Genomic DNA, 25,254 nt, shown 5'->3' with positions numbered 1-25,254 from the left:
TTTCCATATAATGTGTCCAAGCATAGAGAATACATGTATACATTTCCTATTTCATTTTCCTACGGTTAGATTGATAATTTGTGAATGTAAATGTGATGCGTATGACTAAAACCCTCCCCCTAACATGTAGGAAGAGGGTTTATATCGTTCTATCCTTAACTGCGTTGTCGCAATATAAAATCATGTAAACTCTCTAGAGACACTATGTTTTGATTACATACTATGCTATCTTGACAGATATAATTTCCTCGCTTCGTGTAGGTTCCCATAACCGATCCTTTTACTTCAGAGATGAACATCCCGATCTCCGCATGACGTTTACAGATCGTACATATTCCCTTCTGATGTGAGCTTGTAAATACGCCTTTCACCCCAACAAGTCCATCCTCATTCATAGCGATGATATATCTTTGGCTAGATCCTTTGTCATCCCAGCTAATGTACGAAGTTTCTTGTAAATTCCACCCTGCCAGGTCGGGCTTTTTAAGACGCTTCACCTTTGGAAATACCCTTTTTAACGCCTGTTCTGTCAATTCTGGAAATGATTTCACATAAGGTGCAAGTTGCAGGAAAAATCGTTCTGCATCCTCTTTATCACGAATCTCTTCAATCGTATGCAGCAGCTTCATCTGTTCTTCGTTGAAGTCATGACAAACATCTAAAACGCGCTCTTTTACTAGAGACACAAGTGCTTGCAAAACATCCTTATCACTTGACGCTGCATATCCATTTACAATATTACGTATTTGCATTTTAATAAAATTAAACTCATCACTTCTAATACATGTATTCATTACTTTCACTCCTTTTACAGCCGGCTTTCTACTTTATATTATAGGAAATCCTTTCGCCTCTGCGCTAATGCAAATACGATTTATAAATAAATTTAACACAAAAAGCGACAACTCATACACGAGTTATCGCTATCTTGGTTACTGTGCATATACAATTCGTTTGATTGTATCGACTGATAAAAAATATTCCTGTGATAATTGCGTTATATGCTTACCGCCCTTATAAGCCAGTCGAATCGCTTCATTTCTTTCATCCAATTGCTTGCGCCCCCCTGAGCGCGAGCCCCATTGTTCATGATTTTCTTTTCTTTTTGGGATATACAGTAATTCCCCTTGTACGTACTTTTGCAGTTCTTGCAGTAACTCTTCAGGTAATACCGCCGCAGCTTTTACATATTTCATCGGTTTGCCCGCTCCTTATTGTAAGATAAATAATAAGGTGCAAAGCCTGCGTTAATACCTAAGGCGATCTAAATTCTTTATTCTTACCCATGCAAAAGGATCGCCCTTTTAACATCAGACTTTGCATGGGACACTGAAGTTTCTGGCAATAAAATATTTGCCATCATGACACCCCCCTTTTTATATAAAGAGTAAGAAAGAATCCTATATTTGTCAATGTTACAATCGTCAACATCTTGCACAATAATTGTAAGCGCACTATTTTTATAACTTTCAGTTTACATAATAAAATTATTTGTTTATAAAAAAATCACTCGGATGATTTCTAAGAGCGAATTTCTTTATAAAATACGATTTCCGGATCACCTTCATCTAAATTGTCAATATAACCACTTTGTTTATAATGAAGCGCATCAAACACATGTTGCATACTTTCATTAGATTTGTTTGTTGATGAGAAAATCTTCTTTGATGTACAATTATTTTCCACATACTCTATTAAAGCCTTTGCAACACCTTTTCTTCCTAACGCCGGATGTACAATAAGCAAATCAATAAACAACTGTTCAAAAAAATATGTATGATATATTAAAAAACCTGCATTCTGATTTTCTACTTGTGCCAAAATACATCTTTGATATTGATAGAAGCATTCCAGTCCCTGTCTGCCACAAAACCACAATCACAGCGGAATGTGCGCGCAGAAAGAGATAGAGATTCCTTTACTTTACCGCAACAGGAACAGGTTTTAGATGACGGAAACCACTTATCTATTTTGATGAGCTTTTTCACTTGCGGAAAATTCTTTTTGATAAGTCGAGAACTTGCACTTTTATAAGCATTGATGAACTTTGACATCTCAGTATTCGGATGCGCTTTGAACAAAATATGTACATGGTCAATATCGTGATTCCATTCGACTAAGGAAATATTGTAGTTTTCGCCTAATCTAACAAACATATCTTTTGCATAGTCAGACATAGTGTCATCAAACACTTTTCTACGATATTTCACGATCAAAACAAGGTGATAATATAATAAGAATACTGAATGATTATTATTGTCTAATTCCATTGATATAGCAGCTTTTCTTTTATCTAAGACTGATTATATCACAGCAAAAAAGAGAAACAACTTTAGGCTACGCCTAACCGAAATTCATCCCCCACTTTCATTAGTGCTGTCGCACCTTCACATTTAGAAGTGGGAGACTTCTTTCGGAATGAGTTAAACTAATCCATCTTAAACAAGGCATTAGATGATTCAAAATTAACATTAAAGATTAACAGAGCTAAGATAAAAAAATGATTATCACCCACCCCATAAAATGGTAAAATTGTATTTGGAGGTGGAATTATGAAAAAATTTAGTATATTGTCAATAACCCTTATGTTTATAGGACTATTACTGTTCGGTTTAAATTGGATAATAGATGGCTATTCTGAACCAATTGTCCTTTTAGGCTTTATTTCTTCTTTAGCAGGAATTGTACTAAGTTTTATAGCAATTGCTAAAAGGGAAGTGGGAACCATAAAATTCATATCACTTGTTTCTTTCTTTGTGGTTATGTTTCTAATTACTTGGTTTGAACCGTTTCAGGTGCTTCGTATTATTACTTGGCTAAAAAATATCTCTTAATATCGAAAATATAGGAATTAATGGGAAACCTTTACGGCTAGGTTTCCCATTAATTAAAAATCAACATTAACATTTAATAAAGCCTTTACTAAAAGAAAACTCCCTCTTTTTAACTTTATTAATCTTTAGGAACTGTAAACAATAGCTCAGTATCTGTGATTGCGCCGCAACCTTCTAAAATATAATCAATTGAATTGGCATGTTCTACTTTTGTAATAGACTTGCATTGTGTATGAGAAATTTCTTCGCCATCCCTCCCTTTTTCACTTGTGAGTGAATAATCTACATCATAATAAATACGGTGAGGTTTGGCATCTTTGTTAATCGTCAAATCTTTGATGACTGGCTCATTGTTTTCATCAAACTGTGTGAATCGAACGAAACCATCTTTGTACTTATGGATAAATGCATCCATATCCCTAGTGTTATATACATCGCCCCCCCTGAAGATCACATCTCCGTTCTTTTTTGCTGTTTCGAAACTATATTCCTTTTTATGAATTGCTTTGTTAGTTTCTTTGGAACAAGCTGTCATGCTTACAAACAACATGGGTATGAACCTAGCGGTAACAAGTAAAGCTTTCATATCCCCCTCCTTCTCTCCGTTATATGCCTACAATTACTACTTTTACCCACACTGCATTTACGTCCTTTTTCACACACGATTTGTGCGTTAGATTGTGCAAAACGGTCGACTTGACGATGAATTTCTTTCCATACAACATCGCTCATCCGTTTCGGATCTAAAAAACTCGCCTTTACGCGGATTGCAAACGGTGTTACGTCCCGATTGCTTTTAGCTATCTCTGTTGCTGCCCATTGGATGCGGCGAATTTGAAACGCAATCACCGTTTGTCCTACTGTTTGCAAGTAGACCTCTGTTTTCGGAAGATGATATAAGGGAAACGCAAGGCGTATGGAGTTTGTGCCATTTTCATCAGACGTGTTTTTGTAATCCTTATGGGCTTTTCGGCCTGCAAAAGCTGTTTTACTGCATGCTGTAATTGACGCACCAGATGCTCATCTCTTTCTTGCCAATTCCGCCGTTTGTATTCCTAAGGGTACTTAAGTTTTTAACCGCATGAAGAGAGTAACTATGCCATGCGTAAACATAAATGGTCATACTTTTTGGAAGCTCGTTTGTATTACTGATTAGCGCCGTTTCATCTGAAATGTTTCTTTTACTCCATTCCATTCTACGGTTACATCGTATGGCTCATCCTTACCTTGCATCGCACACCCCGTACAGCTACCGCTTATTCTGATAGTTCCATCCGTCAAATAATCGTTGCCCCCGCGTTCTCCGTGCATGCCTTGCACTTTCCATATCACGCGTTTGACTTCCTGTTTGTCTTTTCCTTTGTATACGATGGTCCCCTCTTCAACTTCTTTACCACCTGATTGCGTAAGATGGAGTGTCCCTTTCCAATGCTCGCTTTCTCCTACATACGAATGGGTCTCATTGCAGCCCGAAACCAAACTAACAGACCACACAATCATCATAAGCATAAGTAAGCATAATGATTTTTTCATCTTCTGCGCACCTTTCTCCCTGTGAAAACCTCTATACTGATGTATATTTCGATTCAAAAAGAAAAATGTCCTTTGCCAAATATGCAACATAAAAGAGCGCAACCTGTTAAATATGACTAACAGGCTGCGCTCTTTTCCTTACAAGTTGTTTTATTTACATCTTACCATCACTGGGTTTACAAACTTCGTCCGTGATATTCATCCACCACTTCCTGCAACAAGGCATTAATTTCCGGAGAAATGATGCGGCATTTGGACAACTGTCTCACAATAGACTTTTTTACAATATCTCCGTTTTTAAAAAGATGCTTTGCACCCCATCGAATGTGCCTTTCTTCGAATTACATACTCGTTTCTATAATGACCTTACCATCTAGACGTTTATATAACTTCCAACCATTTTCTACTCAATTTATATTCTTTTATCACTTATCTTACATCTCAGACGGGGAATCTACCCCAAGCAATCTTAGCCCCTCCTGCAGCACTACTGTCACTGCATACACAAGCGCCAAACGTGCTGACTTTTCAGCATCCTCTTCTAGAATGCGCACATGACCATAATACTTATTAAAGGCCTGTGCCAGATCTAGCACATATTTAGCAATATGCGAGGGTTCATAGCGTGCAAATGCTGTAGCGACAACGTTTGGAAAAGCCTCCAGCAGCTTGATGATGCTCCAGCTATTATCATCTGTGAGCGCACTAGCTTCCTGCGGTTCATATGCAGCTTTTCTCAGCAAAGAACATGCACGCGCGTACGTGTACTGCACATACGGCCCTGTTTCTCCTTCAAATTTTAGCATTTGCTCAAGAGAAAACTCGATATTGTGAATACGCTCGTTTTTCAGATCGTGAAATAAAATAGCACCCACACCAACTTGTCTGGCTACCTCGTCTTTATTAGCAAGCGCTGGGTTTTTCTCCTCAATGTTTTTTTTCGCCAACGCAATTGCTTCTGCAATCACTTCTTCCAATAAAATGACCCTTCCTTTTCGCGTTGACATCTTTTTACCATCCTTTAAAATGAGCCCGAACGGTACATGAGTCATTCCATCTACCCACTTATAGCCCATTTTGCGTAGCACAGAGAATATCTGCTGAAAATGAAGACTTTGTTCGCCGCCGACGACATAAAGGGCACGGTCAAACTTATACATACCTTGGCGATACATAGCCGCTGCCAAGTCTCTTGTTGCATATAGTGTGGCGCCGTCAGACTTACGAATTAAGCACGGCGGCATCTGTTCATCCTCTAGCATAACAACCTGGGCGCCTTCTGATTCTGTTAAAAGACCTTTTTGTTCTAGAAACTCCGCCATTTTATCCATCTTATCATTGTAAAAAGCCTCGCCGTTAAAACTGTCAAACTTTACACCCAGCAAGTCATAAATACGTGAGAATTCCTGCAAAGATTCGCTGCGGAACCATGTCCATAGCTTCAATGCCTCTTTATCGCCATCCTCCAGTTTTTTAAACCATGCTCTCCCTTCATTTTCAAGCTCAGGATGCTCCTTTACTTCCTCATGAAAGCGTACATACAAGCGAAACAACTCTTTTATTGGATGTTGTTTTACCTTATCCTCTTCGCCCCACTTGTGATATGCGGTAATCAACTTACCAAACTGCGTGCCCCAGTCGCCAATGTAGTTAATGCCAACGACTTGATAGCCGCACTTTTCTCCAATTTGCTTTAAAGAATTGCCGATAACGGTAGAGCGCAAATGCCCCATGGAAAATGGTTTGGCAATGTTTGGCGATGAATAATCAATTACCATTGTTTTGCCGATGCCGTTTGTATGACTTCCATAGGCTTCTTTTTCTTCTAAAACGATAGCAATAATGTCTTTACTCACAATATTACGGTTTAAAAAGAAATTGACATACGGACCAACAGCCTCTGTTTTGGTGAATATGTCAGCATCTAAGTTTTCTGCCAGCGCCGCAGCGATTTGCGCCGGCGCCTTGCGCATCGTTTTTGCAAGCTCAAAACAAGGAAACGCAAGGTCTCCGTGCTGTTCATGCTTCGGTTTCTCTAATAGAGACTCAATTGTTTCAATTGATAACTCCGGTAATACGCTGTGTAATTGTTTGGCAACTTCACTTTTATATCTCATCACAATCCTCCTTTAAAATAAAAAAAAGCTCGTCTCTTTGTTAAGAGACGAGCTTTGCCCGCGGTACCACCCTTTTGGTTCTGTGAACCCCTTTCCGTTTCATAACGGGGGATCGGATCCCCGGCTCGCCCTACTTTCTTTCAGACAAGCATCTCCGAAGTGCGCTTTATCACCGCTTCGCATCAGGCTCACACCGTCCCTGACTCGCTTTGGCTATCACTGATGACTACTCTCTTCATCCTTGATTTTCCTAAATTTTCTTATAGCTTATTATATACAACTTTTTTTGTTTTGCAAGCTGTAACAATCATTTTTCTATATTTCTCGCACACCAAAATGAAACTTGGCCGTTTTGCGGCGTATTGGTGTAAATCCGTATTTTGTAAAACGCTCACTGCGAAAGTGATCTTTCAGCACAACGCGTTGCTTTGCGACCCGGAATGCCTCTTCTATCGTGTCAGCGATGATATCGTCGTATAAGGCATAATGCTTCAACCCTTTGAGCCCATCCGATTCTAGAATACTTTCTTCAAACATTGGATCAAAGTACACAATATCAAAGCTATCTGTCTCACAGGTTTGCAGATAGGTAAGGTGTTCTGTATGCAAGACGGTAACGCGGCGCATCGCTTCGTTAATTTCTGGAATATCCGATTGCCATGACCGCAAGCCTTGTTCCACAATATAAGCCATATAGCGGTTGGCCTCTGTTCCCACAACTCGGCCTGCTTCTTTGGTTATATAGCTCGCAACAATACTATCGGATGCCATACCGAGTGTACAGTCAAGAAATGTCATACCAGCTTGCAAACCAGTTGCCTGCACAAATGGATCGTGTTCACCGCGCATCAGACGCTTAATACGAAAGCTTGCGGAGTTTGGGTGAAAAAAGAAGGAGCTGTCACCGCCCCGCGGATACATTTCCAGCCGGTTCTTTCCTGCTACCAATATATCCTCTTCATACTTCGTATGCATATCATGAATGGTTGCATCGTTTCGTTTCACAAATGTACCATTTAGCTCATCAGCAACCCGCCTCGCATATGTTGTCATCTCCTTGTTCGTACGTCCTGCTGTCGTTATAATCATATCATCACCTCAAAACAAAAAGGGAGACATCTCTCCCTTTTAGCAGTGCTGCTCAAATGCTTCTAGAAGGTTGTTCATAATACCTTCTAGACTGTTTCCTTCGATTTCGTGACGATGGATAAAATGAACCACTTCTTTGCCCTTTAGTAAAGCCATGGACGGGGAAGATGGCGGAATTTCTTCAAAATAAGAACGCATCATTGCAGTCGCATCTTTATCCTGTCCAGCAAATACTGTCACAAGATGATCTGGGCGCTTGTCTTCTGCACGTAGCAACGCTTGTGCCACCGCCGGGCGAGCCAACCCTGCTGCACAGCCACACACCGAGTTGATCACAACAAGCGTTGTGCCAGTTGCTTGCTCAAGGTAATTTTCTACTTCTTCTGCAGTAGTTAACTCATTAAAGCCAGCACGAACAAGTTCTTGACGCATCGGCATAACAATTTGTTTCATATATTCTTCGTAAGCGTTTACCATGATTACTCTCTCCTTAAACCTTTATACTTCTTTATCATACCATGAGAAAGAAAGGCAATGCTAGTGCTTTGCCTTTCCGATTGGACATACACCTTCTTGGCAATGACCTGTCGGGACAATAGAGCGGCGCGATGCAATATAATCATATACTCGTTGTCCAAAGCCAAAGGTAATGGCGAGCTGTATAAATGGAATAAGCAACCAGTACGTAGGCACTTCTTTTGCCAAGCGTTTTACCGCGTAAATGCCTTCTTGCCACTCTCCGTCATATACGAATAGACGTTGTTCCATTTTGCGTAGCATATCTTCTGACAGTTGATATGACTTCACTACGTTTTCATCTCGAAAAGAGATGAAAACAACACGCTGTCTGCGATCTAGGCGCCGCGTCTGCTCCGTCACCCCGTTGCATAGCGGACACCAGCTATCATAAAATACAGTAAGCATGGCAGATCACCTGATTCTTCCTATATAAGTTTGGATAGCTTTGAGTAAGCAAAAGGCAAGACCAACTCGACAAGTATATACGGTTTTAGACACTTCTTAGTCCCTAACCGCAACTACACATCGTTTGTTTTTCTCTCCTATCTAATATACGCTCCTTATCTATCTTATTCCTGCATTCGTGATTCGGTCATTTGCTTCCACACCGAACCCTTCGCCTCTTCGCCACCTTCAATACGCTCGATTGCTAAGCGTGCCTGCATCGCCACTTCAAATTCAGGATCATTCTGCGCTACTTTTAATGCCGGCAATGCGCTTTCGTCTCCTTCTTCAAATAAAAACATCGCTGCACGCCAGCGGACAAGCTTACTCGTATCCTGCAGGGACGCAATCATTGCTGGCATGGCTTCTTTATCACCAATATCCGATAAACAATCTCCCGCTGTTCTTCGTACACTAACAGCTTTATCCTGGAGCGCCTGGTATAAAAGTGGCATAACAACCTTTCCTTTCACCATGCCTAGATACGCTGTTGCCAAGCGACGAATGGACACTTTTTCATCACCTAATGCTTTTTCAAGCACCGGCAAATCAGCCTCCGTCGGCTCCATTTGCTCCAGTGCCGCATAGCGATTTTTCCAATCGCTGTCCTCCATCATTTCTAGTGTAACCTGATACGGTACACGTTTTTTCACAACCAACTCCTTCGCTCCGCCTTGCTTCAATAAATCGTTCATCAAAGTTTGCACGCGTTCTTCTGGATAAGCAGCTGTAATTTCATCAACCACTTCTTTTCCAATATCCGCAAGTTCACCGTAGCGTGTACCTTGCTCGGCCCATTTACGCTCTTGCACCACGTTCGGTGCCGTCATTTGTAGCTTCATAATGGCTTCCTTAAAGTATGGAGGTAAACCGAAACGCTCTTCCGCTTCACCGTCTGTTAACTTAACTTGCATTGGAATGCCGTAAAACATTTGAATAAACACCTTAACTTCACCGTAATGAGCATTAGCAGCTTGTACATCTGTCGCTTCTGCTTCGCCAAATACAGCACGCACGTTTTGTAAAATGGGCTTCCAATCATATCTCGCATTGCGCTCAACCGCTAAAAAATCGGCAACATGATATACACCTTTTACGCCTTCAACTGCCAAAATAGCACGAATTTTTTCAGGCGCTTCACCATTGTTATCTTTTGTATAGTTATTTCGTTTCCCTGCCGGTAATGCTTCATCTAGAATCACCTTCATTGTGTTCGGACTTGGGGTCGGTTCAATTGCTGTAATTCTCATCTAACTCTCTCCTTCGCGATTTCCTACCTCTAGTGTAGCACGATGCAAAGGTTTCATGCTAACGAGACGTTTGTATCTTTTTTCGCTCTAGAAATGATAAGTTTTCTGCGGTAATCTCCGTTCGGTACATGCGTTTCCCTTGCTCATTTTCAAAAGAACTTGTTCGAATGCGGCCGCTAATACCGATTAAAGCACCTTTTTTGCAGTACAACGATACATTCTCCGCCATCTTGCGCCATACATTGCAATCAATGAAATCTGTCTCCTGCTCTCCTTGGCTATTGCGGTACCCACGAGACACCGCAATACGCACCTTCATGTATGCAATCCCCTGCTTTGTATATAGTAGTTCCGGGTCCTTTGTAAGACGACCAATTAACACAACACGATTCATCATATTTATCTCACTCCTATCCTGTTTTCTACATTGTAAATAACAGATAGAAGTTTGAAAAACGCTTGAAAGCATGTATTTAAATAAGCTTATTTGCAAGTCGCAGGGTAAAAAATAGACTTTCTTCTAATAGAAAGATGTGTATTGCATATATTTTGTCGTTACATGGGCGGGTTGTCCATACCATTTTGTCAGAACTTGTATATATTAGCAGTAGATTGCTTGAAGGAGTGAAAAAATGGCTGCGAATCATAAACGGCGCAACATGCCGTACGTTTCTAATAAATTAGGATATCAATATACAAGTGATGATTTACATTGTATTAGTGAGTACTTTAAACGCAATTTTCCTGAATTATGCGGCGTGACCCACAACCAGCAGGAGGATGATGTCTTTTCTGACTTTATGGACGATACATTTGATGATTTTTTTGATGATTTCTCTGATAATGGTCGTAATACCAATGCAAATCGAGCCGGAACATTCACACTTCCGGATTCCATCATCCCTGTCCGGAACCAAAATAATCTCCCCGCTCAAAACATTGTTAGTACGAATACAATTCGAAACCGCAATAACACTTCTGTGACAACAAAAGACGTTTCTAGACTAGCAAATACAACTGTTACGAAGAAACATGAAAATCATTCTCATAGTAGACAAGATCGCAAAACACTGCTTGCGTTAATTATCCTTGTTTTAATTGCCCTGATTATTGCGCGCAGATAATTTACAGCTAGTTTGGAAGAGGGACAATTAGCTCTTTTGCATGATAAATTGCTTTCTATGCAAAAGAGCTGTACATATTACAATGCACATGCGTAAACAGAAGTCTATATAAAAAAGCACCTCTCTAGAGGCGCTTTTTTAGTCATTTCTGACAAAGTACGAAACAAGACGCAAAATTTCAAGATACAGCCATACAAGTGTAAGCATCAGACCTAACGCGCCGTACCATTCCATATATTTTGGTGCACCGGAGCGCGCGCCGTTTTCAATGAAATCAAAATCCAATACAAGATTTAATGCTGCAATGACAATAACAACAGCACTTACAATAATTGCAATGGTTCCGCCATCATGCAAAAATGGTACCGATGCCCCAAATAATTGCATCACGGCCACAATTAAATACATAAACAAAACGCCAAGCGTAGCGGAAAGGACACCCATACGAAACTTGTTTGTTACCTTAATAACACGGGTTGCATACAAAAGCAGCATGGCAAACATAACTGAAATTGTCAGTAGTACCGCATATAATACGACCTGATCTCCAAAGCGCTGCATATACATAGCTGAAATCGTCCCAAGTACAATTCCTTCTACTGCCGCATACACTGGTGCGGTAACAGGAGAAATTTTAGGGACAAACGCCGTAGCAAACGCTAAAATCATTGCGATTAAGAGTGCACCAATCATAACACCCATACTCATTTTATTTTGTACTACCTGCATATAAGCGTATACAGCTGTTCCAAGAAGCAGGGCTAACATAATAAAGGCTTTCCCAGCCGTACCGCCTACCGTCATCGTCCCGCTGCTCGCAGGGGCTTTGCGAAACGCTTCTTCTTTTAACATCGGGTTGTTTGTTCTCATATCGTGCCTCCTTTGTAGTAAGTGTACAGAGTTTTTGTCCTCATTTCAATATATGAGGATTTACTTCAAACCTTCCACAATTTCTGAAAGCTCTTCCCAGCGCATCATAGCTTGCTCTAATTCCGCTTCTACTTGCTCTTGTTCATTTGTAAGCTGTTGTGCGCGCTCAAAATCAGCTCCTACCTTTTCAAGTGCAGCACCAATTTCCTCAAGTTTCTCTTCCAGCGTAGCAATTTTATCTTCAATACCATCCCATTCACGCTGCTCTTGGTACGATAGTTTGCGTTTTTTCTGTTTCGGCTGTTCCGCTACTTTTCTCTCTTTAACAGCGTCCGCTTTCTTCAACGCTTCTACCTGCTTTTTCTCCTCCAAATATTCACTGTAGCTACCAAAGAATACACGAACATTGCCTTCTCCCTCAAAGACAAACAACTCTTCTGCTGTCTTATCTAAGAAGTAACGGTCATGCGATACAGTAATAACGACACCCGGAAAGTCCTCCAGATAATCTTCCAATACAGTGAGGGTTTGTGTATCCAAATCGTTCGTTGGCTCATCCAAAAGCAATACATTCGGCTCGCCCATTAAAATGCGCAGCAAATACAATCGTCTGCGCTCACCGCCAGACAGTTTTCCAATTGGTGTACCATGCGTGCTTGGCGGAAATAAAAAACGCTCTAGCATTTGCGAAGCACTGATAACTTTGCCATCTAATGTATGAATCACTTCCGCGCCTTCCTTGATATACTCAATCATGCGCTGATTTAAATTCATACCTTCATTTTCTTGTGTATAATAAGCAATTTTCACCGTTTGCCCTATTTCAATCTCACCGTGATCCGGTTCTAATTGCCCGGTCAGCATATTTAAAAGCGTAGACTTTCCGCTTCCATTGGCACCAATAATCCCGATTCGATCACCTGGCTTAACAATATAGCTAAAATGATTTAGCACCACCTTTTCGCCAAAAGATTTGGTAACATCCTTTAGCTCCAATACTTTTTTGCCAAGACGACTGCCGCCTATGGAAATATCCACTTGTCCTTTCACTGCGGGCCCGTCCTTTTTCTCTAGCTCTTCAAATCGCTGAATACGCGCTTTTTGCTTGGTCGTACGAGCTTTTGCACCGCGGCGCATCCAAGCGAGCTCACGGCGATATAAATTTTGTCGCTTCTCTTCTTGCGCGATTTCATTTTCTTCTCGAACAGCCTTTGCTTCCAAAAAAGCACCGTAGTTGCCTTCATAGCTGTATAACTTGCCATTATCAATCTCCAAGATACGATTTGTAACACGGTCTAGGAAATAACGGTCATGCGTTACGAGTAATAAAGAACCGTTATAGCGTGATAAATATTCTTCCAGCCACTCAACTGTCTCATGATCCAAATGGTTCGTTGGCTCATCCAATATCAACAAGTCTGGTGTTTGAATAAAGCACTGCGCCATTGCAACGCGCTTCTTTTGACCGCCTGATAGCGCACCAACTTTGGCAGTAAAGTCATGAATACCTAGCTTTGTAAGCAAAGCCTTGGCATTTGCGTTCGCTTCCCACGCATTCATTGCATCCATTCGTTGCTGTAGGGTAAACAAATTCTGTTGAACGGATTCATTTGCAGGTTCCTTCTCAAGCTGCAGTAACACTGTTTCATACTCACGTAGCAAGCGAATGAGCGGTGTATCTCCGTAAAACACTTGTTCAAGCACCGTTAGATTTTCATCAAAGTCCGGTTGCTGTGCCAGATAGCTAATTGTATATCCGCGTGTATGACTGATATCCCCTGCATCTGCTTGCTCAGCACCGGCGATAATTTTTAGCATAGTTGATTTTCCTGTGCCATTAACACCAATCACGCCAATACGCTGCCCTTCTGTAATACTAAAAGTTAAGTCTGTGAATAAAGGTTTTTCTCCATATGATTTTGCTAGATTTTCTACTTGTAACATCTTCATGCTTTTGCATTCCACTCTTTCATAAATTGTTGTATAAAGGCTTCCATATAGGCATGGCGTTCTCCTGCCATTCTTTTAGCTGTTTCTGTATTCATTAAAGATTTCAGCTTCAAGAGCTTTTCATAAAAATGATTTAGTGTCGGCTCGTTAGCATTCCGATACTCCTCTTTTGTTATATGCTCACGCGGAGGTATATTTGGGTCATACATTAAACGTCCCTTTGCTCCGCCGTACGCAAACGTCCGTGCGATGCCGATAGCACCGATTGCATCCAGCCGGTCTGCATCCTGCACAATTTTCCCTTCTATTGTATTCACTTTGCCCCCATGTCCACCTTTAAAGGACATGTTTGCAATGATGGCTATGATATGAGAATGGTCTTCCTTATGTACTTCTAAACAATCGAGCCAGTTCACAACCCTTTGTAAACCAGCCTCTTCGCTTTCATTTAGCTTCTCATCGGCTACATCATGAAGAAGTGCCGCCATTTCTATTACAAAACGATTCCCTCCTTCTTTTTCATGCAGCACGAGGGCTAGCTTATGTACACGTTCAATATGGTACCAATCATGTCCTGTCGCATCTTTACCCAATATGTCTTTTACAAAAGCAATGGTTTTCTCAATATATATATTCATCTCTATCACCCAGTTTCTTATTGTACCATAACGCCTTAGGATACACATCTTTTCTCTATAACTCATACTTTGGTAGGAGAAAAAATCGCTACTTGTGGAATACTTTAACAATAGAGAGATAACATACAATAAAAGTACCAAATCGTATAAAGGAGAATGAACATGACACATTATATTGGTGAAACATGCGGCGTTCCATACGCAGAAAGTGAGAATAATCAGGAACCTGCAAAATTTGTAGCGAAGAGCGACAGTATGGGAGAAGAAATGGACAAACTTGGACTACACTGAAGAAATGAACGGAGTTTGATCGTTTATATAATACATTTCATAGAGTTATAGAAACCGCTGCACACCCTGCCGTACAGCGGTCTGCACAGCGCTATATTAGCCCTATAAACAGTTCACTGTTTCACACATAAGAGAGATTGCTCTCTTTTTTTATGCACATTTTTCAAAAGTCGTGACAAGGAAACAAGCCGTTTTCAACGACAAGCATCTTATATGATATAACTACTCTCTGAAGGAGGAATATGAATGGTTTCTATCCCTCGTCCCACAGATCTCGTGCTCATCACCTTCGAACGAAATCCACTGGATCCAAGCGCTCCTATTACAATTGTCACAGCAAATGTAGTTGGTAATGCCTCTCCTTGCACGACCAGATTGCGTCCCGGTCGCTCAGCTCAGCGTGCAGTCGACTGCTTACTCGCAAACGGCTTTGTCGTGGAATGCGCCGGTCCATCTAATGATGTGAGCGGGTATATCTTGCTACAGCGCGGATAAATATGTCTATGCTACTAAAACTGAGACCGAGACATAACTGAATCATGTAACTCTAAAACCGAAAGAATAGAGAATAACTAACACTCATAAAGGAAAAGTCCGAACTAAATCGAATTCTGTGTAGAGGATTCCGACTAATAGTTCGGATTTTTCTTTGGCTGAAACCTTTTGTCCCAACCTATTTTGGTGTTAATATTCTTTGAAATTGTTCTGTAAACACGGCTTGACTTTGATTACAAGTGCTTTTCAATTGCTGACTTTAAATCCTCCGGTGCTGTTTGCGGCGCAAAACGCTCAATAACATTTCCATCTCTGTCTACGAGAAACTTTGTAAAATTCCATTTCACTGCCTTTAGTCCTAACATACCAGGAGCTTGCTCACATAAGTACTTAAACAACGGATGTGCATGGTCTCCGTTCACATCTACTTTAGCAAACATCGGGAATGTAACACCGTAATTCAGTTCACAAAAGCTGGCAATTTCCGCTTCATCACCTGGCTCTTGAGCCATAAATTGATTACATGGAAATCCAAGTACTTCAAATCCTTGTTCCTTGTATTGTTCATATAGTGCTTGTAATCCTTTATATTGCGGTGTAAATCCACATTTACTAGCCACATTTACAATTAATAACACTTTTCCTGCATAATCCTGCAATGTTTTTGTTTCTCCGGTTATTGTTTTAACTTCAAATTGATATACAGACATACATAATGCCTCCTTTTACTTTATATCTGTATGATAAATGTTTTCAAACACAATGTCTAAAAAAACGAACCTTAAATAGTTTGAATATTCTAACTAAAATAGACTTTCTCTTTATTTTGCCTTATACTGTAAATATATATCAACAAATCAGAGGAAAACCCTGTTTTCTTCCGATTCTTTTGTGACCGTTGAAGGGAGAGAATACACATGACAATACCGAAACAAGTTGGAGAACAACTATACTTGATTGATGATTATGATTTAAATCGACTAGGTCGTACAGGCACGTATGTGTTACTCGGCGAGTATATTACGCTGATTGAAACATGCGCAAGCCCCTCTGTTCCGCATATTGAGCAAGGATTAAGTGCACTTGGTATTAATAAAAATGATATCGCTTACATAATTGTAACACATGTACACTTAGACCATGCCGGAGCAGCGGGGCTTATGATAGAGCGCTGTCCAAATGCCAAACTGCTTGTGCATCCACGTGGAGCCAGACATCTTATTGATCCGACAAAGTTAATTGCGGGCGCTAAAGCCGTGTATGGGGACCAATTTGACGCATTGTTCTCACCTATTCTGCCCGTTCCTTCTGATCGTGTGATAACAATGGAAAACCATGCTACTTTGCGTATTTCACCGAAACGACTTCTCACATTTTATGATACACCAGGGCATGCCAATCATCATATCAGCATTCACGACTCTTTAACGAACGGTATTTTTACAGGTGACACAATCGGTATTTATTACAGCGAATTGATGGACTGTGGTGTAGAGTTTTATTTGCCTTCTACCTCTCCTACTCAGTTTAATCCAGAGGCGATGCTTCAATCGTTGCATCGCATTCATAAGCTTGGTGTGCATCATATCTACTTCAGTCATTTTGGTGTGTCTTCTCACGTTCGGGGTGTATGTCGTCAAATTGAAACATGGCTACCTCACTTTGTAGAAACAGGTAAAGACGTACTCCGAAATGAACCGAATCCAGAACGTGCGGCAAATAAAATATCCGCAAAGTTGCTTACAGATATACGAACCTATCTAACTGCGCAGGGTGTGCCCGCTTCTCATACTGTATATGAAATTTTACAATTAGATATAAATGTCTGTGCAATGGGAATTGTACATTACCTTCTAACTGCTGAAGCAACAGAAAAAGCCTAGGATTACCTAGGCTTTTTGCGCGCTGTAAACGCAGGTCGCTTCTTCTTAGCTGGGGTTGGTTTTTTCTCAATAAGAGCGCCCTTGTAAATTTCTAATTTTTCAAACTGAATACCGAGCTTTTTTGCAAATTGCAATAGCTTTTTCTCTTCGTTTGGTGTAACCAGCGATATTACCGTTCCTTCGTTGCCCATTCGGCCTGTTCGACCAGAGCGGTGAATATATTGATCCACCGTCTCCGGCAAATCTAGATGAAGTACATGTGTTAAACCTTCAATATCAAGACCTCTTGCTGCTACATCTGTCGCTAGCACAACTTGAATTTTCCCTTGACGAAATGCTCTTAGTGTTGCTGCACGTTCTTGTTTTTTTGCATCAGAATGAATAACACCTGCCGCCACTTTTCTAAATTGCAACTTGGATGCCATATCGTCAAGTCGAAATGGATCATTCATAAATGCAACAGCCTTTACGTTATCCATCTTCACGATTTTGCGAACATTATCCAATTTCTCACGCAGTTCACCAACTACATACAAATGCTTCACACGACTCGTTTCTTCGCTACGTTTAATACGAATTATTGTCGGCTCATTTGCTATCTCTCGCGCTGCATCTTCTGCGATTTTTGGCATTGTCGCTGAGTAAAACAACAATTGTCGATCTCGCATTGTCGTTTTTACTACATCTTCCAGTAAACTCTTCATATTTTGTTTAATCATTTGATCAAACTCATCAAATACAATGGTTTTCACTTCGTGCATTTTTAACTTTTTCATGCGAATCAATTCTAAAATACGTCCGGGTGAACCAACAATAATTTGTGGATGTTTTTTTAAACGCTCTACTTGTCGCTTAATATCTGCACCTCCAATTAAAGATGCACCAGATAAAGCGCTTCCTTCAGTAAACTTTTGTACTTCACTATGAATTTGCATCACTAGCTCACGTGTTGGCGATACAATAACAATTTGTGGGTTTGTAATGGCTTCATCCGCTTTTTGTAGCAAAGGCAACAAATACGCAAGTGTTTTTCCCGTTCCCGTCGGCGATTCAGCAATTACATCTTTTCCCTCAAGTACAAGCGGCAAACTCTGTGTTTGAACATCAGTAAACGCTTGAAATCCTGCCTTTTCCCAGGCATTTTGTAAAAATGGCTTGAAATCCTTCATCCCTTTATCTCCTTCATCTTTATTTTCCAATAATATCCTTGAGCATATGTAATGTGGTGATCATATACTCTACGACAATAGACAAATCATCCGCATGATCCTCTGTAATTTGCTTTTGGAACGCTACTGATATCTCATTTGTATATACCGGTTGTTTATATTGGTATGAAATTCGTTGTACAATCATGCGCTCTTGACCCCAAATTTTCTCAACCACTGCCTGTATATTTTCGCATACGGCAACAGACGATAACACGCAGGTAAAGGTTACTTCTAAGCGACAGCCTGGCATAGCTTGCTGTTCTAAAATTTCTCCTACCAGATTTTTCGCGTCTACCGTCAACAAAAGCTTAGCTTGTATAGTATCTGTCGGCAAACAAAACGAAATATGGTACGCGCGGCTCATCGTAGCTAAGTCAACGCAGTCACTACGATTTATAACACAAATGTCTCCATCTAAGTCTTTATCGTATATAGCACCTTCTGCGATTACTTTTAAATTATCAAACACAGTCGGATCAAACATGCGAGCCTCCCAAAAAACGGAACGCCTTTCATAATGAAAGGCGTTCCTTTGTCACTATACAGTTTACAAAGAACAGCGCATAAAAGCAACCTTTACTGCTAAGACACCTTTATTACTGTTAGCAATTGGGAGCCTGCTTAAGAGCTTGTCACTGCAATCAGTTTACTATCAGTTCAAGTCCATACATTTGGATTGCTGCATTCACTAAGTTTTGCTTGTTCCACTTTTACTATTTACTTTCATTCCCATTACCCCTAACTTTAATGTCATCACTACAGCATTCTTACTTGCTAGGGTGCCTTCCGCCCCAACAATGTCTCTATACGCTCGTTGAAATATGAAGGTGATGTGGAATTCACGTCTGTTGGAATCGGTATCAGTACATTACCTTTCATATACGTCCCCTTAACTCTATTTTTTCGTAAAAATCCGCAATAGTTTATTTCTTGTCCAACACACCTTATGCAAGACAAGCATAAGATATATTACATGAAAGGGGTGAAAAAATATGGGTTGTTTCGGTTACAATAATTACAGAACTGGCAATCGCAATGTCAATAACGTTGCAGGCGCTTCTGATGAAAACAGTATCGCTAGATTCTTAAGAACTTTAAGCCCTGGTACACCTGTTGTAATTCAATACGACGATCAAAAACCAGCTCACGGTATCTTTGAAGGGTTCCAAAACGGCAACTTGATTCTATCAAGATTCAACGGTTTCCCTGGCCTAACACGTGTTAATGTGAACAGTGTTAATGCTGTATCTGTAGGTGGACGTTGCCACGACTAATCGTCTCTAAAAAAACAGAGGGTTGAATCCCTCTGTTTTTCATTGCTTTTCTAACATGAATAACCATAAAAAGCTTAAAGCTTGTTGTAGTTCTTCTGGCAGTTGATTTACTTCTTTCTCTAACACGCCACGCTTATATACACCTTGTCCTGCTAACACATCAAAACCGTTTTCCTGCGCCAATTTTTTAAACTCCCAGGGCATCATTGTATTGCATACCACATGATCACCGTACAAACGACGATAGCTATGTGAACGTGGTGCTGCAGTTGGACCCAGTATCGCTATACACACTTTACCATGCGGCTTTAAAACACGTGTTATTTCAAGTAATGCCTGCCATGGATTCTCTGTCCATTCCAAAACGTTCACAACCATAACTGCATCAAAATTGTTATCTGCAAAAGGGAGTGCTTTTAAATCAGCTTGCTGAAAAGAGAGCTTTTCATCTTTTGCCCGTTTTTTCGCAAATGCAATCATACGCTCCGATAAATCTATGCCAACTGCTGCATAACCTGCCCGATGTAACTTATATGTACCATACCCATCACCACATCCCACATCTAATACATAAGATCCAACAGGAACAAATTGCTGCATTAATGGAATGATTGTACTTCTACTTCCAGTTTCCCACATGCTTTTGCTACTTTTATGCCAATTCTCTGCACCTTTATCCCATGTTTGTTGTGCTTGCTCATGCCATTTGAACATATCTGTCACCACTTTCCTTTTCTTCTGTATATATTCCATGAGAATGCTGGATTTACCTTTGGGAAAATCCGGAACGCATTTTTCTTCGTCACAAACACAACATACTAATACCTCTACACTAAAGAAGGAGGAATGACTTTTGAAAATAAAACGAGGCATAAAACACTATCATATTCGCCGTCATGATGAAGAATATGCAGCTGAAATTACACCGCATGATTCTGTAAACTTACTTACATCCAAGACTAATAAGAGTGTTATACTGGGGTACATTGCTCTATTCATTTCCTTATTTTCTATTGCTTTTTATCCTATTTTTCTTGGATCAATCGGTATTGTAGCCGGTTTAATTGCTTTACGTTACGGGGCAAAAACATTAGCTTTTACTGCCATTGGATTCAGCGCGTTTTCTATTGTATTTAGCTTGTTTTTTCGTATAGCTATGTAAAAGAACACACCGTACGCGGTGTGTTCTTTTACATGTGGATGATAAAAAAGCTTTACAATCATTCCATCTATTCCGTTTCCCATTTCCATTCTTGTTCTTTTTTATCAAAAATAAGCCACGCACGATCTTGCGCCTGTGCCCTTAGCTCTTCCAGATTTTCCATTACATCATCTGCGTTCGTGTAAGAACCAACTACATACAAAGGTATCTCCAATCCTCTTTTCGTTTCCTGTTTATTTTCAAGGTCAATGAGAAGACCATCTTCTGTCCAAGGTAACATATGTTCCATTACTGCTCTAGTAATGGCAGGATATATTTTGTTTTTTTGAAACAGTACAAATCTTTTTTTTCCGAATGCACCTAACTTATACGGAATCACTTTACTGAGAAGACCTGCAAAATCTTGTAGTCTTCTGAAGTACACTTTGTTTAACCAGCCATCATCCGGAGATAGATACACGTATTTATTTTTGAGCAGTGCAAAGAAAGGTTTTCCCATTGGCTCTTTTTTATGAGCTAAGTATAATAACTCTGCAATCTCAATGGGTTCCATCTCTTCTAAATCATTTACATCGTCAAAGTCAATCCAGCAAAATTCACGAAACTGTTTAACATCAGCTGAAATAAGCCTTTGTATATTTTCTTCTTCAACATATTCAAACAGCGTATGATAATTATAATCTGTCCATTCGAAATCGTGCTTTAGCAGAAGAACATTGCGAAGCGGTGATGGAATATTGTTAGCAAACTCATGGAAACTGATGCCCGATGTGAGAAAACACTGATTGCGACGGTCTCCATTAATATAAATAGCATTTATTTGGTCAGATCCTCCAGACAAAGCACCTAGCCACCTTTTTATAAATTCATTACGATTCATTCTATCATGAATTTTATCAGAAACATAGAGGAACGCTCAGGAATAGTATTTTTTTACCATTACATTTTCAATACTAATGTAACAAATTCGTTACAAAAAAGACTTATCATCTATGATGTTCTTTATCTATAAACAGAAAATTCAATATTCTTTTTAGACAGAAAAGAAAAATGGCTAATGTGTAGATACAAGACACATTTAAGAAGCAGTTCTAGTACTTTCTTATAGCTTTTGTTGCTACGTTGGAATAGCTACGTATCATGGATATAATGTCGTTCTTGATTAACAGGTAGATGGTATTAAGAATTGTATAATACAAAAAACCTGTGCTAGCACAGGTTTTAGACAAGATCATTCGGGTTTGTTTTCATGTGGTTCGTATAATGATCAGTATGTTCATTTTGCTTATTAGATCCAAACATATTTTGTAGCTTATCGATTGTCTGCGGAGCCAAATCAATCACCTTTTCCACTAAATGTGTTGTGTTTTGCAAGTGCATAATGTTAATACCTTCATCATTTACCACTAAAAAGGCAACTGGCGTAATAGATACTCCTCCGGCACTTCCTCCACCAAACGCATGATCATCCTCTGCTCTTCTTTCGGCCGAAAAATCACTGCCGCCTGCTCCAAAACCGAAAGCTACTTTAGATACCGTTAATACTACTCCGCCATCTGCCGTTTGCACAGGCTCTCCAATGATTGTATTTACATCAACCATTTCCTTGAGGTTTTCCATCGCCGCTCGCATTAAACCCTGAATTGGATGTTCCATCATACATTCCCTCCTATTCTGTTTCTTTCCTAGTTTTTCCGAAAAGTCTTGAAGTAAACATAAAATATAAGGAGGTTCGTACTTTATTAGCAGATTGGCTGTGCTAAAACCTGATATAGCTAATCAAACAGGGTCTTTAACAGAGACAAAAGAATAAAATTTAAAATTCTTTACCGAATGAATAGCTTTTCTTTATATACCCTTCTCTTTCATAGAAGCGATGAGCATCAATACGCTGAAATCCGGATGTTAAGTCTACACCAGTACATCCCTGCGTTTTTCCCCACTCTTCAATATACTTTAACACCACCAAGAAGTCAGATCCTGTAAACACGATAAAAGAGCCTGCATGACAGGATCTTACGACTTCTCTTTAAAAATCTCCCCTATGGCTCCGATGCTACCTAACGTCTCGATAGCACCAGTCGGTAGAAATACTTTCGTAGCAGATCCATTTGCAATTGTCTCCAAGGCCTCAAAAGACTTATAAGCAAGTACCTGCTCTGTTAATCCAGCCTCCTTTAGCAATTGAATGCGGCGCTGTTCAGCTACTGCAACAGCCTCAATCGCTTTTGCCTCACCAAGTGCTTCTAATTCCTTTGCTTGTCGAATTCCTTCTGCTTCCCGAATACGCGCTTCTCGGTCTCCTTCTGCAATTAAAATTTTACTTTGCTTGTCACCCTCCGCGCGAAGAACCATATCTTGCTTTGCCGCCTCTGCTTCTAAAATGATGGCACGCTTGTTTCGTTCCGCCTTCATTTGCTTTTCCATGGATACTTGTACGTCCTTTGGTGGATTGATATCCACAACCTCCACACGTTCAATACGCACACCCCACTTTTCTGTCGCTTCATCAAGTGCCAAGCGAATATCGGTAGAAATTTTCTCCCGACCAGACAAAGTTTCATCAAGCTCCATATTTCCAAGAATTTGCCGCATTGTCGCAGTCGTAATGTTTCGTACTCCGTTCGCATAATTAGAGATACCATATGTTGCTTGCTCAGGATCGATAACCTGATAAAAAATGATAGTATCAATTTCTACCTGCACGTTGTCTTTTGTGATTACTTTTTGCGGAGGTACACTCGTTTGTTGGATACGTAAATCATGATAGACACGTACACGGTCTAAAATCGGCACAAGAATGTTTAATCCCGCATGCATCGTACGATGAAATTTACCTAAGCGCTCTACAACCGCTACCTGCTGCTGTGGTATGATTTTCACTGTTAATGCAGCAAATACAACAACAAGGATAATCAGTAATACAGATAAAATCGTTCCGACCATTAATTCGCCCTCCTAACAGTAAGAACTGTATTTTGCCTGCTCACAACGACTACTTTTTCACCTATTACAATGTCCTCATTCGCTGTAGCGCTCCACGTATCCCCCCCGACCTTGACAATTCCATTTTGTTTCGGTCTGATATCTTGTGTCACTACAGCTTCCCTTCCAACAATTGTGTCAACAGCATCCTTAAACCCTTTACCAATGCGAAATTTTCCTACGATACGTTTTGAAAAAATCGTTAATATCAGACTCGCAACTGATGCACAAACAACTTGTATCCACAGACTCGGCACCATGAACGCAACTGTGGCACCGACTACAGCCCCTAGTCCGAGCCACAGCAGATAAAATGTAAGTGTAAACATCTCAGCTAAGAGCAAACTGCCGCCCAATAAAAGCCATACTACCCACGTCGCCACAACCTCACCCTCTTTCCTTCACAAAATGCATTTACAGATTCATATTATATATATGTCTATCAACAGCATTTCAGAAAAGGTATATACGCAAGTTAATTTTCTAAGCTCAGAGTAAAAGCAAAACAAAGGGCGAGAACTTCTCCCTGATCGAGCCTTTGTTAGCCCCTGACCACAATTGCACACGGCCGGTTCGTCCTTCCCACCTATATCAGTCTACATAGTTTTTTCAACATATAAACAGCAAGAAAATCACAGCGCCAGAACGCCTTGCTACGTGTGTATGTTCTTATTTGACACGCGTCTCTCTTAGGCACTGACCACAACTATACATTGCCCATTCTTCTTTCCCACCCCTAAAAAGAATGTCGGTTTTTCTACTTGTATATATTTCTGTCTTCCATTTAAAAGATTATCTCTCCTTATTTCTACATCACTTCCTCAAGCGTTAAACGTCTTTCATAAAGATATCTAGCATGCGGTTCACCCACGTACCGAATATGCCATGGCTCATATGTATATCCTGTAATTTCCTCCTTATGCTCAGGATAACGAATAATAAAACCAAATTTATGTGCATTCTCCTGCAACCATTGCCCTTCCTTAGTTGTTGCGAACGATACATCTAATAAAAAGCGCGTTGACTGTGCCGAAATATCCACAGCCAAGCCCGTTTGATGCTCACTTGTACCAGCGACTGCACTTGAAGCAGCCGCGATTTCTTTTCCTTCTTTTTGCTGATACATAGTATAGAGTGATTTTTGTCTATCATAAGAACGGTAGGCTGAAACTACAAATAGATAAATGCCTTGTTTTTCTCCTGCTTGAAACAATGCTGCGAGTTCTTTAGCAGCTTCTTTGCGCAATTTCATCTTTTCCTTATCTCCATTAAAAGAGAATCGCACATTAGGGATTACCAAATCAGGTGGCACATAAGAACTCGGCAAACGGCGCTGTTTATTAACCAACACTAATAAAGATTCCGGATTGCGGACAATACCTTCTTTTGTGACTGTTGTCTGTGTATCTGGAAACAGTATTTCTCCTTCGTATTGCATACTTTCACGGCCTGGATGCGTGATATAAAACAGTTCATTGCTCCAAACAAATATACTCACCGCAACAACAACGATTCCCATTGCTATACCGGTAACTAATTTCATATTTCACCCTCTTTGTATCTTAGTCACTTTCTATATAAGTCT

General features: G+C 40.2%; 32 protein-coding genes, 3 pseudogenes and 1 other annotated feature. Of the genes and pseudogenes, 7 read left to right on the top strand and 28 right to left on the bottom strand.

Going from position 1 to position 25,254, the window contains the following annotated elements:
* Positions 1-155: 155 nt before the first annotated feature.
* The 5 genes and pseudogenes from EEJ45_RS09640 to tnpA form a co-directional block, all read right to left on the bottom strand.
* Positions 156-794 carry a FusB/FusC family EF-G-binding protein gene (locus tag EEJ45_RS09640; protein ID WP_124564599.1) on the bottom strand — a complete coding sequence of 213 codons (639 nt, stop codon included), beginning with the start codon at positions 792-794 and terminating at the stop codon, positions 156-158.
* Between the two features lie 138 nt (positions 795-932).
* A complete protein-coding gene (locus EEJ45_RS09635) occupies positions 933-1,196 on the bottom strand; it encodes a CD3324 family protein (RefSeq protein WP_124564598.1) in 264 nt (87 codons plus the stop codon).
* 325 nt (positions 1,197-1,521) lie between these two features.
* Positions 1,522-1,821, bottom strand: coding sequence for a GNAT family N-acetyltransferase (locus tag EEJ45_RS09630; RefSeq protein ID WP_164464241.1), 300 nt, complete (start codon positions 1,819-1,821; stop codon positions 1,522-1,524).
* Complete coding sequence (locus EEJ45_RS19065) at positions 1,809-1,988, bottom strand: transposase (protein ID WP_245999873.1); 180 nt, start codon at positions 1,986-1,988, stop codon at positions 1,809-1,811. The genes EEJ45_RS09630 and EEJ45_RS19065 overlap by 13 nt, the downstream gene beginning before the upstream one ends.
* Positions 1,974-2,270: pseudogene (tnpA, locus tag EEJ45_RS19060) on the bottom strand (IS200/IS605 family transposase); the annotation flags it as partial. The gene EEJ45_RS19065 and the pseudogene tnpA, both read right to left, overlap by 15 nt.
* A 282-nt stretch (positions 2,271-2,552) precedes the next feature.
* On the opposite strand from tnpA, the gene EEJ45_RS09620 reads away from it, so the two are divergent.
* Positions 2,553-2,834, top strand: a complete 282-nt coding sequence (locus EEJ45_RS09620; RefSeq protein WP_124564595.1) for a hypothetical protein — start codon at positions 2,553-2,555, stop codon at positions 2,832-2,834.
* A gap of 118 nt (positions 2,835-2,952) precedes the next feature.
* Here EEJ45_RS09620 and EEJ45_RS09615 read toward each other — a convergent pair whose 3' ends face one another.
* The 10 genes and pseudogenes from EEJ45_RS09615 to ssb form a co-directional block, all read right to left on the bottom strand.
* Complete coding sequence (locus tag EEJ45_RS09615; RefSeq protein ID WP_124564594.1) at positions 2,953-3,420, bottom strand: hypothetical protein; 468 nt, start codon at positions 3,418-3,420, stop codon at positions 2,953-2,955.
* The gene (locus EEJ45_RS09610) at positions 3,417-3,704 is read right to left on the bottom strand and encodes a hypothetical protein (RefSeq protein WP_124564593.1); all 288 of its coding nucleotides are present in this window, start codon (positions 3,702-3,704) and stop codon (positions 3,417-3,419) included. Before EEJ45_RS09610 ends, EEJ45_RS09615 begins: the two co-directional genes overlap by 4 nt.
* Positions 3,692-3,871, bottom strand: a pseudogene (locus tag EEJ45_RS19055) (hypothetical protein); the annotation flags it as partial. The pseudogene EEJ45_RS19055 and the gene EEJ45_RS09610, both read right to left, overlap by 13 nt.
* A gap of 115 nt (positions 3,872-3,986) precedes the next feature.
* Positions 3,987-4,367 (bottom strand): hypothetical protein, encoded by a 381-nt coding sequence (locus EEJ45_RS09600; RefSeq protein ID WP_124564592.1) that lies wholly within the window; start codon positions 4,365-4,367, stop codon positions 3,987-3,989.
* A gap of 434 nt (positions 4,368-4,801) precedes the next feature.
* Positions 4,802-6,484 carry an arginine--tRNA ligase gene (gene argS / locus EEJ45_RS09595; RefSeq protein ID WP_124564591.1) on the bottom strand — a complete coding sequence of 561 codons (1,683 nt, stop codon included), beginning with the start codon at positions 6,482-6,484 and terminating at the stop codon, positions 4,802-4,804.
* A 40-nt stretch (positions 6,485-6,524) separates the two neighbouring features.
* Positions 6,525-6,735 (bottom strand) — a binding site (T-box leader).
* Positions 6,736-6,799: 64 nt separating this feature from the next.
* Positions 6,800-7,573 carry a class I SAM-dependent methyltransferase gene (locus EEJ45_RS09590; RefSeq protein ID WP_124564590.1) on the bottom strand — a complete coding sequence of 258 codons (774 nt, stop codon included), beginning with the start codon at positions 7,571-7,573 and terminating at the stop codon, positions 6,800-6,802.
* Positions 7,574-7,612: 39 nt separating this feature from the next.
* Positions 7,613-8,050: a BrxA/BrxB family bacilliredoxin gene (locus EEJ45_RS09585; protein ID WP_124564589.1), complete on the bottom strand. Its 438-nt coding sequence runs from the start codon at positions 8,048-8,050 to the stop codon at positions 7,613-7,615.
* A gap of 60 nt (positions 8,051-8,110) precedes the next feature.
* Positions 8,111-8,497, bottom strand: a complete 387-nt coding sequence (locus tag EEJ45_RS09580; protein ID WP_124564588.1) for a thiol-disulfide oxidoreductase DCC family protein — start codon at positions 8,495-8,497, stop codon at positions 8,111-8,113.
* Between the two features lie 164 nt (positions 8,498-8,661).
* A complete protein-coding gene (locus EEJ45_RS09575; RefSeq protein WP_124564587.1) occupies positions 8,662-9,786 on the bottom strand; it encodes a conserved virulence factor C family protein in 1,125 nt (374 codons plus the stop codon).
* A gap of 58 nt (positions 9,787-9,844) precedes the next feature.
* The gene (gene ssb, locus EEJ45_RS09570) at positions 9,845-10,183 is read right to left on the bottom strand and encodes a single-stranded DNA-binding protein (protein WP_124564586.1); all 339 of its coding nucleotides are present in this window, start codon (positions 10,181-10,183) and stop codon (positions 9,845-9,847) included.
* A 235-nt stretch (positions 10,184-10,418) separates the two neighbouring features.
* Here ssb and EEJ45_RS09565 point away from each other — a divergent pair, with 235 nt between their 5' ends.
* On the top strand, positions 10,419-10,910 hold the full coding sequence (locus tag EEJ45_RS09565) for a hypothetical protein (RefSeq protein ID WP_124564585.1): 492 nt from the start codon (positions 10,419-10,421) through the stop codon (positions 10,908-10,910).
* Between the two features lie 138 nt (positions 10,911-11,048).
* Here EEJ45_RS09565 and EEJ45_RS09560 read toward each other — a convergent pair whose 3' ends face one another.
* From EEJ45_RS09560 to EEJ45_RS09550, 3 genes are read right to left on the bottom strand one after another with little or no spacing between them, the layout of a single operon-like run.
* Positions 11,049-11,780, bottom strand: coding sequence for a Bax inhibitor-1/YccA family protein (locus tag EEJ45_RS09560; protein WP_124564584.1), 732 nt, complete (start codon positions 11,778-11,780; stop codon positions 11,049-11,051).
* 60 nt (positions 11,781-11,840) lie between these two features.
* A complete protein-coding gene (locus EEJ45_RS09555) occupies positions 11,841-13,730 on the bottom strand; it encodes an ABC-F family ATP-binding cassette domain-containing protein (RefSeq protein WP_124564583.1) in 1,890 nt (629 codons plus the stop codon).
* A complete protein-coding gene (locus EEJ45_RS09550) occupies positions 13,727-14,368 on the bottom strand; it encodes an HD domain-containing protein (RefSeq protein ID WP_124564582.1) in 642 nt (213 codons plus the stop codon). The genes EEJ45_RS09555 and EEJ45_RS09550 overlap by 4 nt, the downstream gene beginning before the upstream one ends.
* A gap of 162 nt (positions 14,369-14,530) precedes the next feature.
* Here EEJ45_RS09550 and EEJ45_RS18855 point away from each other — a divergent pair, with 162 nt between their 5' ends.
* Complete coding sequence (locus EEJ45_RS18855; RefSeq protein ID WP_278017952.1) at positions 14,531-14,659, top strand: hypothetical protein; 129 nt, start codon at positions 14,531-14,533, stop codon at positions 14,657-14,659.
* A 246-nt stretch (positions 14,660-14,905) separates the two neighbouring features.
* Positions 14,906-15,154 carry a hypothetical protein gene (locus tag EEJ45_RS09545; RefSeq protein WP_124564581.1) on the top strand — a complete coding sequence of 83 codons (249 nt, stop codon included), beginning with the start codon at positions 14,906-14,908 and terminating at the stop codon, positions 15,152-15,154.
* Between the two features lie 233 nt (positions 15,155-15,387).
* On the opposite strand, the gene EEJ45_RS09540 is transcribed toward EEJ45_RS09545, so the two are convergent.
* On the bottom strand, positions 15,388-15,864 hold the full coding sequence (locus tag EEJ45_RS09540; protein ID WP_124564580.1) for a glutathione peroxidase: 477 nt from the start codon (positions 15,862-15,864) through the stop codon (positions 15,388-15,390).
* A 207-nt stretch (positions 15,865-16,071) separates the two neighbouring features.
* Between EEJ45_RS09540 and EEJ45_RS09535 the strand changes: the two genes are divergently transcribed.
* Positions 16,072-17,037 carry an MBL fold metallo-hydrolase gene (locus EEJ45_RS09535; RefSeq protein WP_124564579.1) on the top strand — a complete coding sequence of 322 codons (966 nt, stop codon included), beginning with the start codon at positions 16,072-16,074 and terminating at the stop codon, positions 17,035-17,037.
* 2 nt (positions 17,038-17,039) lie between these two features.
* Here EEJ45_RS09535 and EEJ45_RS09530 read toward each other — a convergent pair whose 3' ends face one another.
* Together EEJ45_RS09530 and EEJ45_RS09525 are read right to left on the bottom strand one after the other, a co-directional pair.
* Complete coding sequence (locus EEJ45_RS09530) at positions 17,040-18,206, bottom strand: DEAD/DEAH box helicase (protein ID WP_124564578.1); 1,167 nt, start codon at positions 18,204-18,206, stop codon at positions 17,040-17,042.
* Between the two features lie 19 nt (positions 18,207-18,225).
* Entirely contained in the window at positions 18,226-18,732 is a 507-nt protein-coding gene (locus tag EEJ45_RS09525) for a hypothetical protein (protein WP_124564577.1), read from the bottom strand.
* Positions 18,733-19,240: 508 nt separating this feature from the next.
* Between EEJ45_RS09525 and EEJ45_RS09520 the strand changes: the two genes are divergently transcribed.
* Positions 19,241-19,522 carry a hypothetical protein gene (locus EEJ45_RS09520; RefSeq protein ID WP_124564576.1) on the top strand — a complete coding sequence of 94 codons (282 nt, stop codon included), beginning with the start codon at positions 19,241-19,243 and terminating at the stop codon, positions 19,520-19,522.
* 39 nt (positions 19,523-19,561) lie between these two features.
* On the opposite strand, the gene EEJ45_RS09515 is transcribed toward EEJ45_RS09520, so the two are convergent.
* Positions 19,562-20,236 carry a class I SAM-dependent methyltransferase gene (locus EEJ45_RS09515; protein ID WP_245999867.1) on the bottom strand — a complete coding sequence of 225 codons (675 nt, stop codon included), beginning with the start codon at positions 20,234-20,236 and terminating at the stop codon, positions 19,562-19,564.
* A 139-nt stretch (positions 20,237-20,375) separates the two neighbouring features.
* Between EEJ45_RS09515 and EEJ45_RS09510 the strand changes: the two genes are divergently transcribed.
* Complete coding sequence (locus EEJ45_RS09510; protein ID WP_245999866.1) at positions 20,376-20,684, top strand: permease; 309 nt, start codon at positions 20,376-20,378, stop codon at positions 20,682-20,684.
* 67 nt (positions 20,685-20,751) lie between these two features.
* On the opposite strand, the gene EEJ45_RS09505 is transcribed toward EEJ45_RS09510, so the two are convergent.
* From EEJ45_RS09505 to EEJ45_RS09480, 6 genes and pseudogenes are all read right to left on the bottom strand, one after another.
* Positions 20,752-21,525: an oxalate:formate antiporter gene (locus EEJ45_RS09505; protein WP_124564574.1), complete on the bottom strand. Its 774-nt coding sequence runs from the start codon at positions 21,523-21,525 to the stop codon at positions 20,752-20,754.
* 380 nt (positions 21,526-21,905) lie between these two features.
* Entirely contained in the window at positions 21,906-22,340 is a 435-nt protein-coding gene (gene ytfJ / locus EEJ45_RS09500) for a GerW family sporulation protein (protein WP_124564683.1), read from the bottom strand.
* 160 nt (positions 22,341-22,500) lie between these two features.
* A pseudogene (locus EEJ45_RS09495) lies at positions 22,501-22,650 on the bottom strand (GNAT family N-acetyltransferase); the annotation flags it as partial.
* A gap of 50 nt (positions 22,651-22,700) precedes the next feature.
* Positions 22,701-23,630 carry an SPFH domain-containing protein gene (locus tag EEJ45_RS09490; RefSeq protein WP_124564573.1) on the bottom strand — a complete coding sequence of 310 codons (930 nt, stop codon included), beginning with the start codon at positions 23,628-23,630 and terminating at the stop codon, positions 22,701-22,703.
* Positions 23,630-24,052: an NfeD family protein gene (locus EEJ45_RS09485; protein ID WP_124564572.1), complete on the bottom strand. Its 423-nt coding sequence runs from the start codon at positions 24,050-24,052 to the stop codon at positions 23,630-23,632. The genes EEJ45_RS09490 and EEJ45_RS09485 overlap by 1 nt, the downstream gene beginning before the upstream one ends.
* Before the next feature lie 425 nt (positions 24,053-24,477).
* The gene (locus tag EEJ45_RS09480) at positions 24,478-25,212 is read right to left on the bottom strand and encodes a M15 family metallopeptidase (protein WP_124564571.1); all 735 of its coding nucleotides are present in this window, start codon (positions 25,210-25,212) and stop codon (positions 24,478-24,480) included.
* Positions 25,213-25,254: the final 42 nt, after the last annotated feature.

Origin of the sequence: Ectobacillus antri (assembly GCF_003852715.1) — a bacterium.
Taxonomy (GTDB): domain Bacteria; phylum Bacillota; class Bacilli; order Bacillales; family Bacillaceae_G; genus Ectobacillus; species Ectobacillus antri.
Note: the sequence above shows the minus strand (reverse complement) of the source record. Positions and strands in the feature narration are given on the sequence as shown.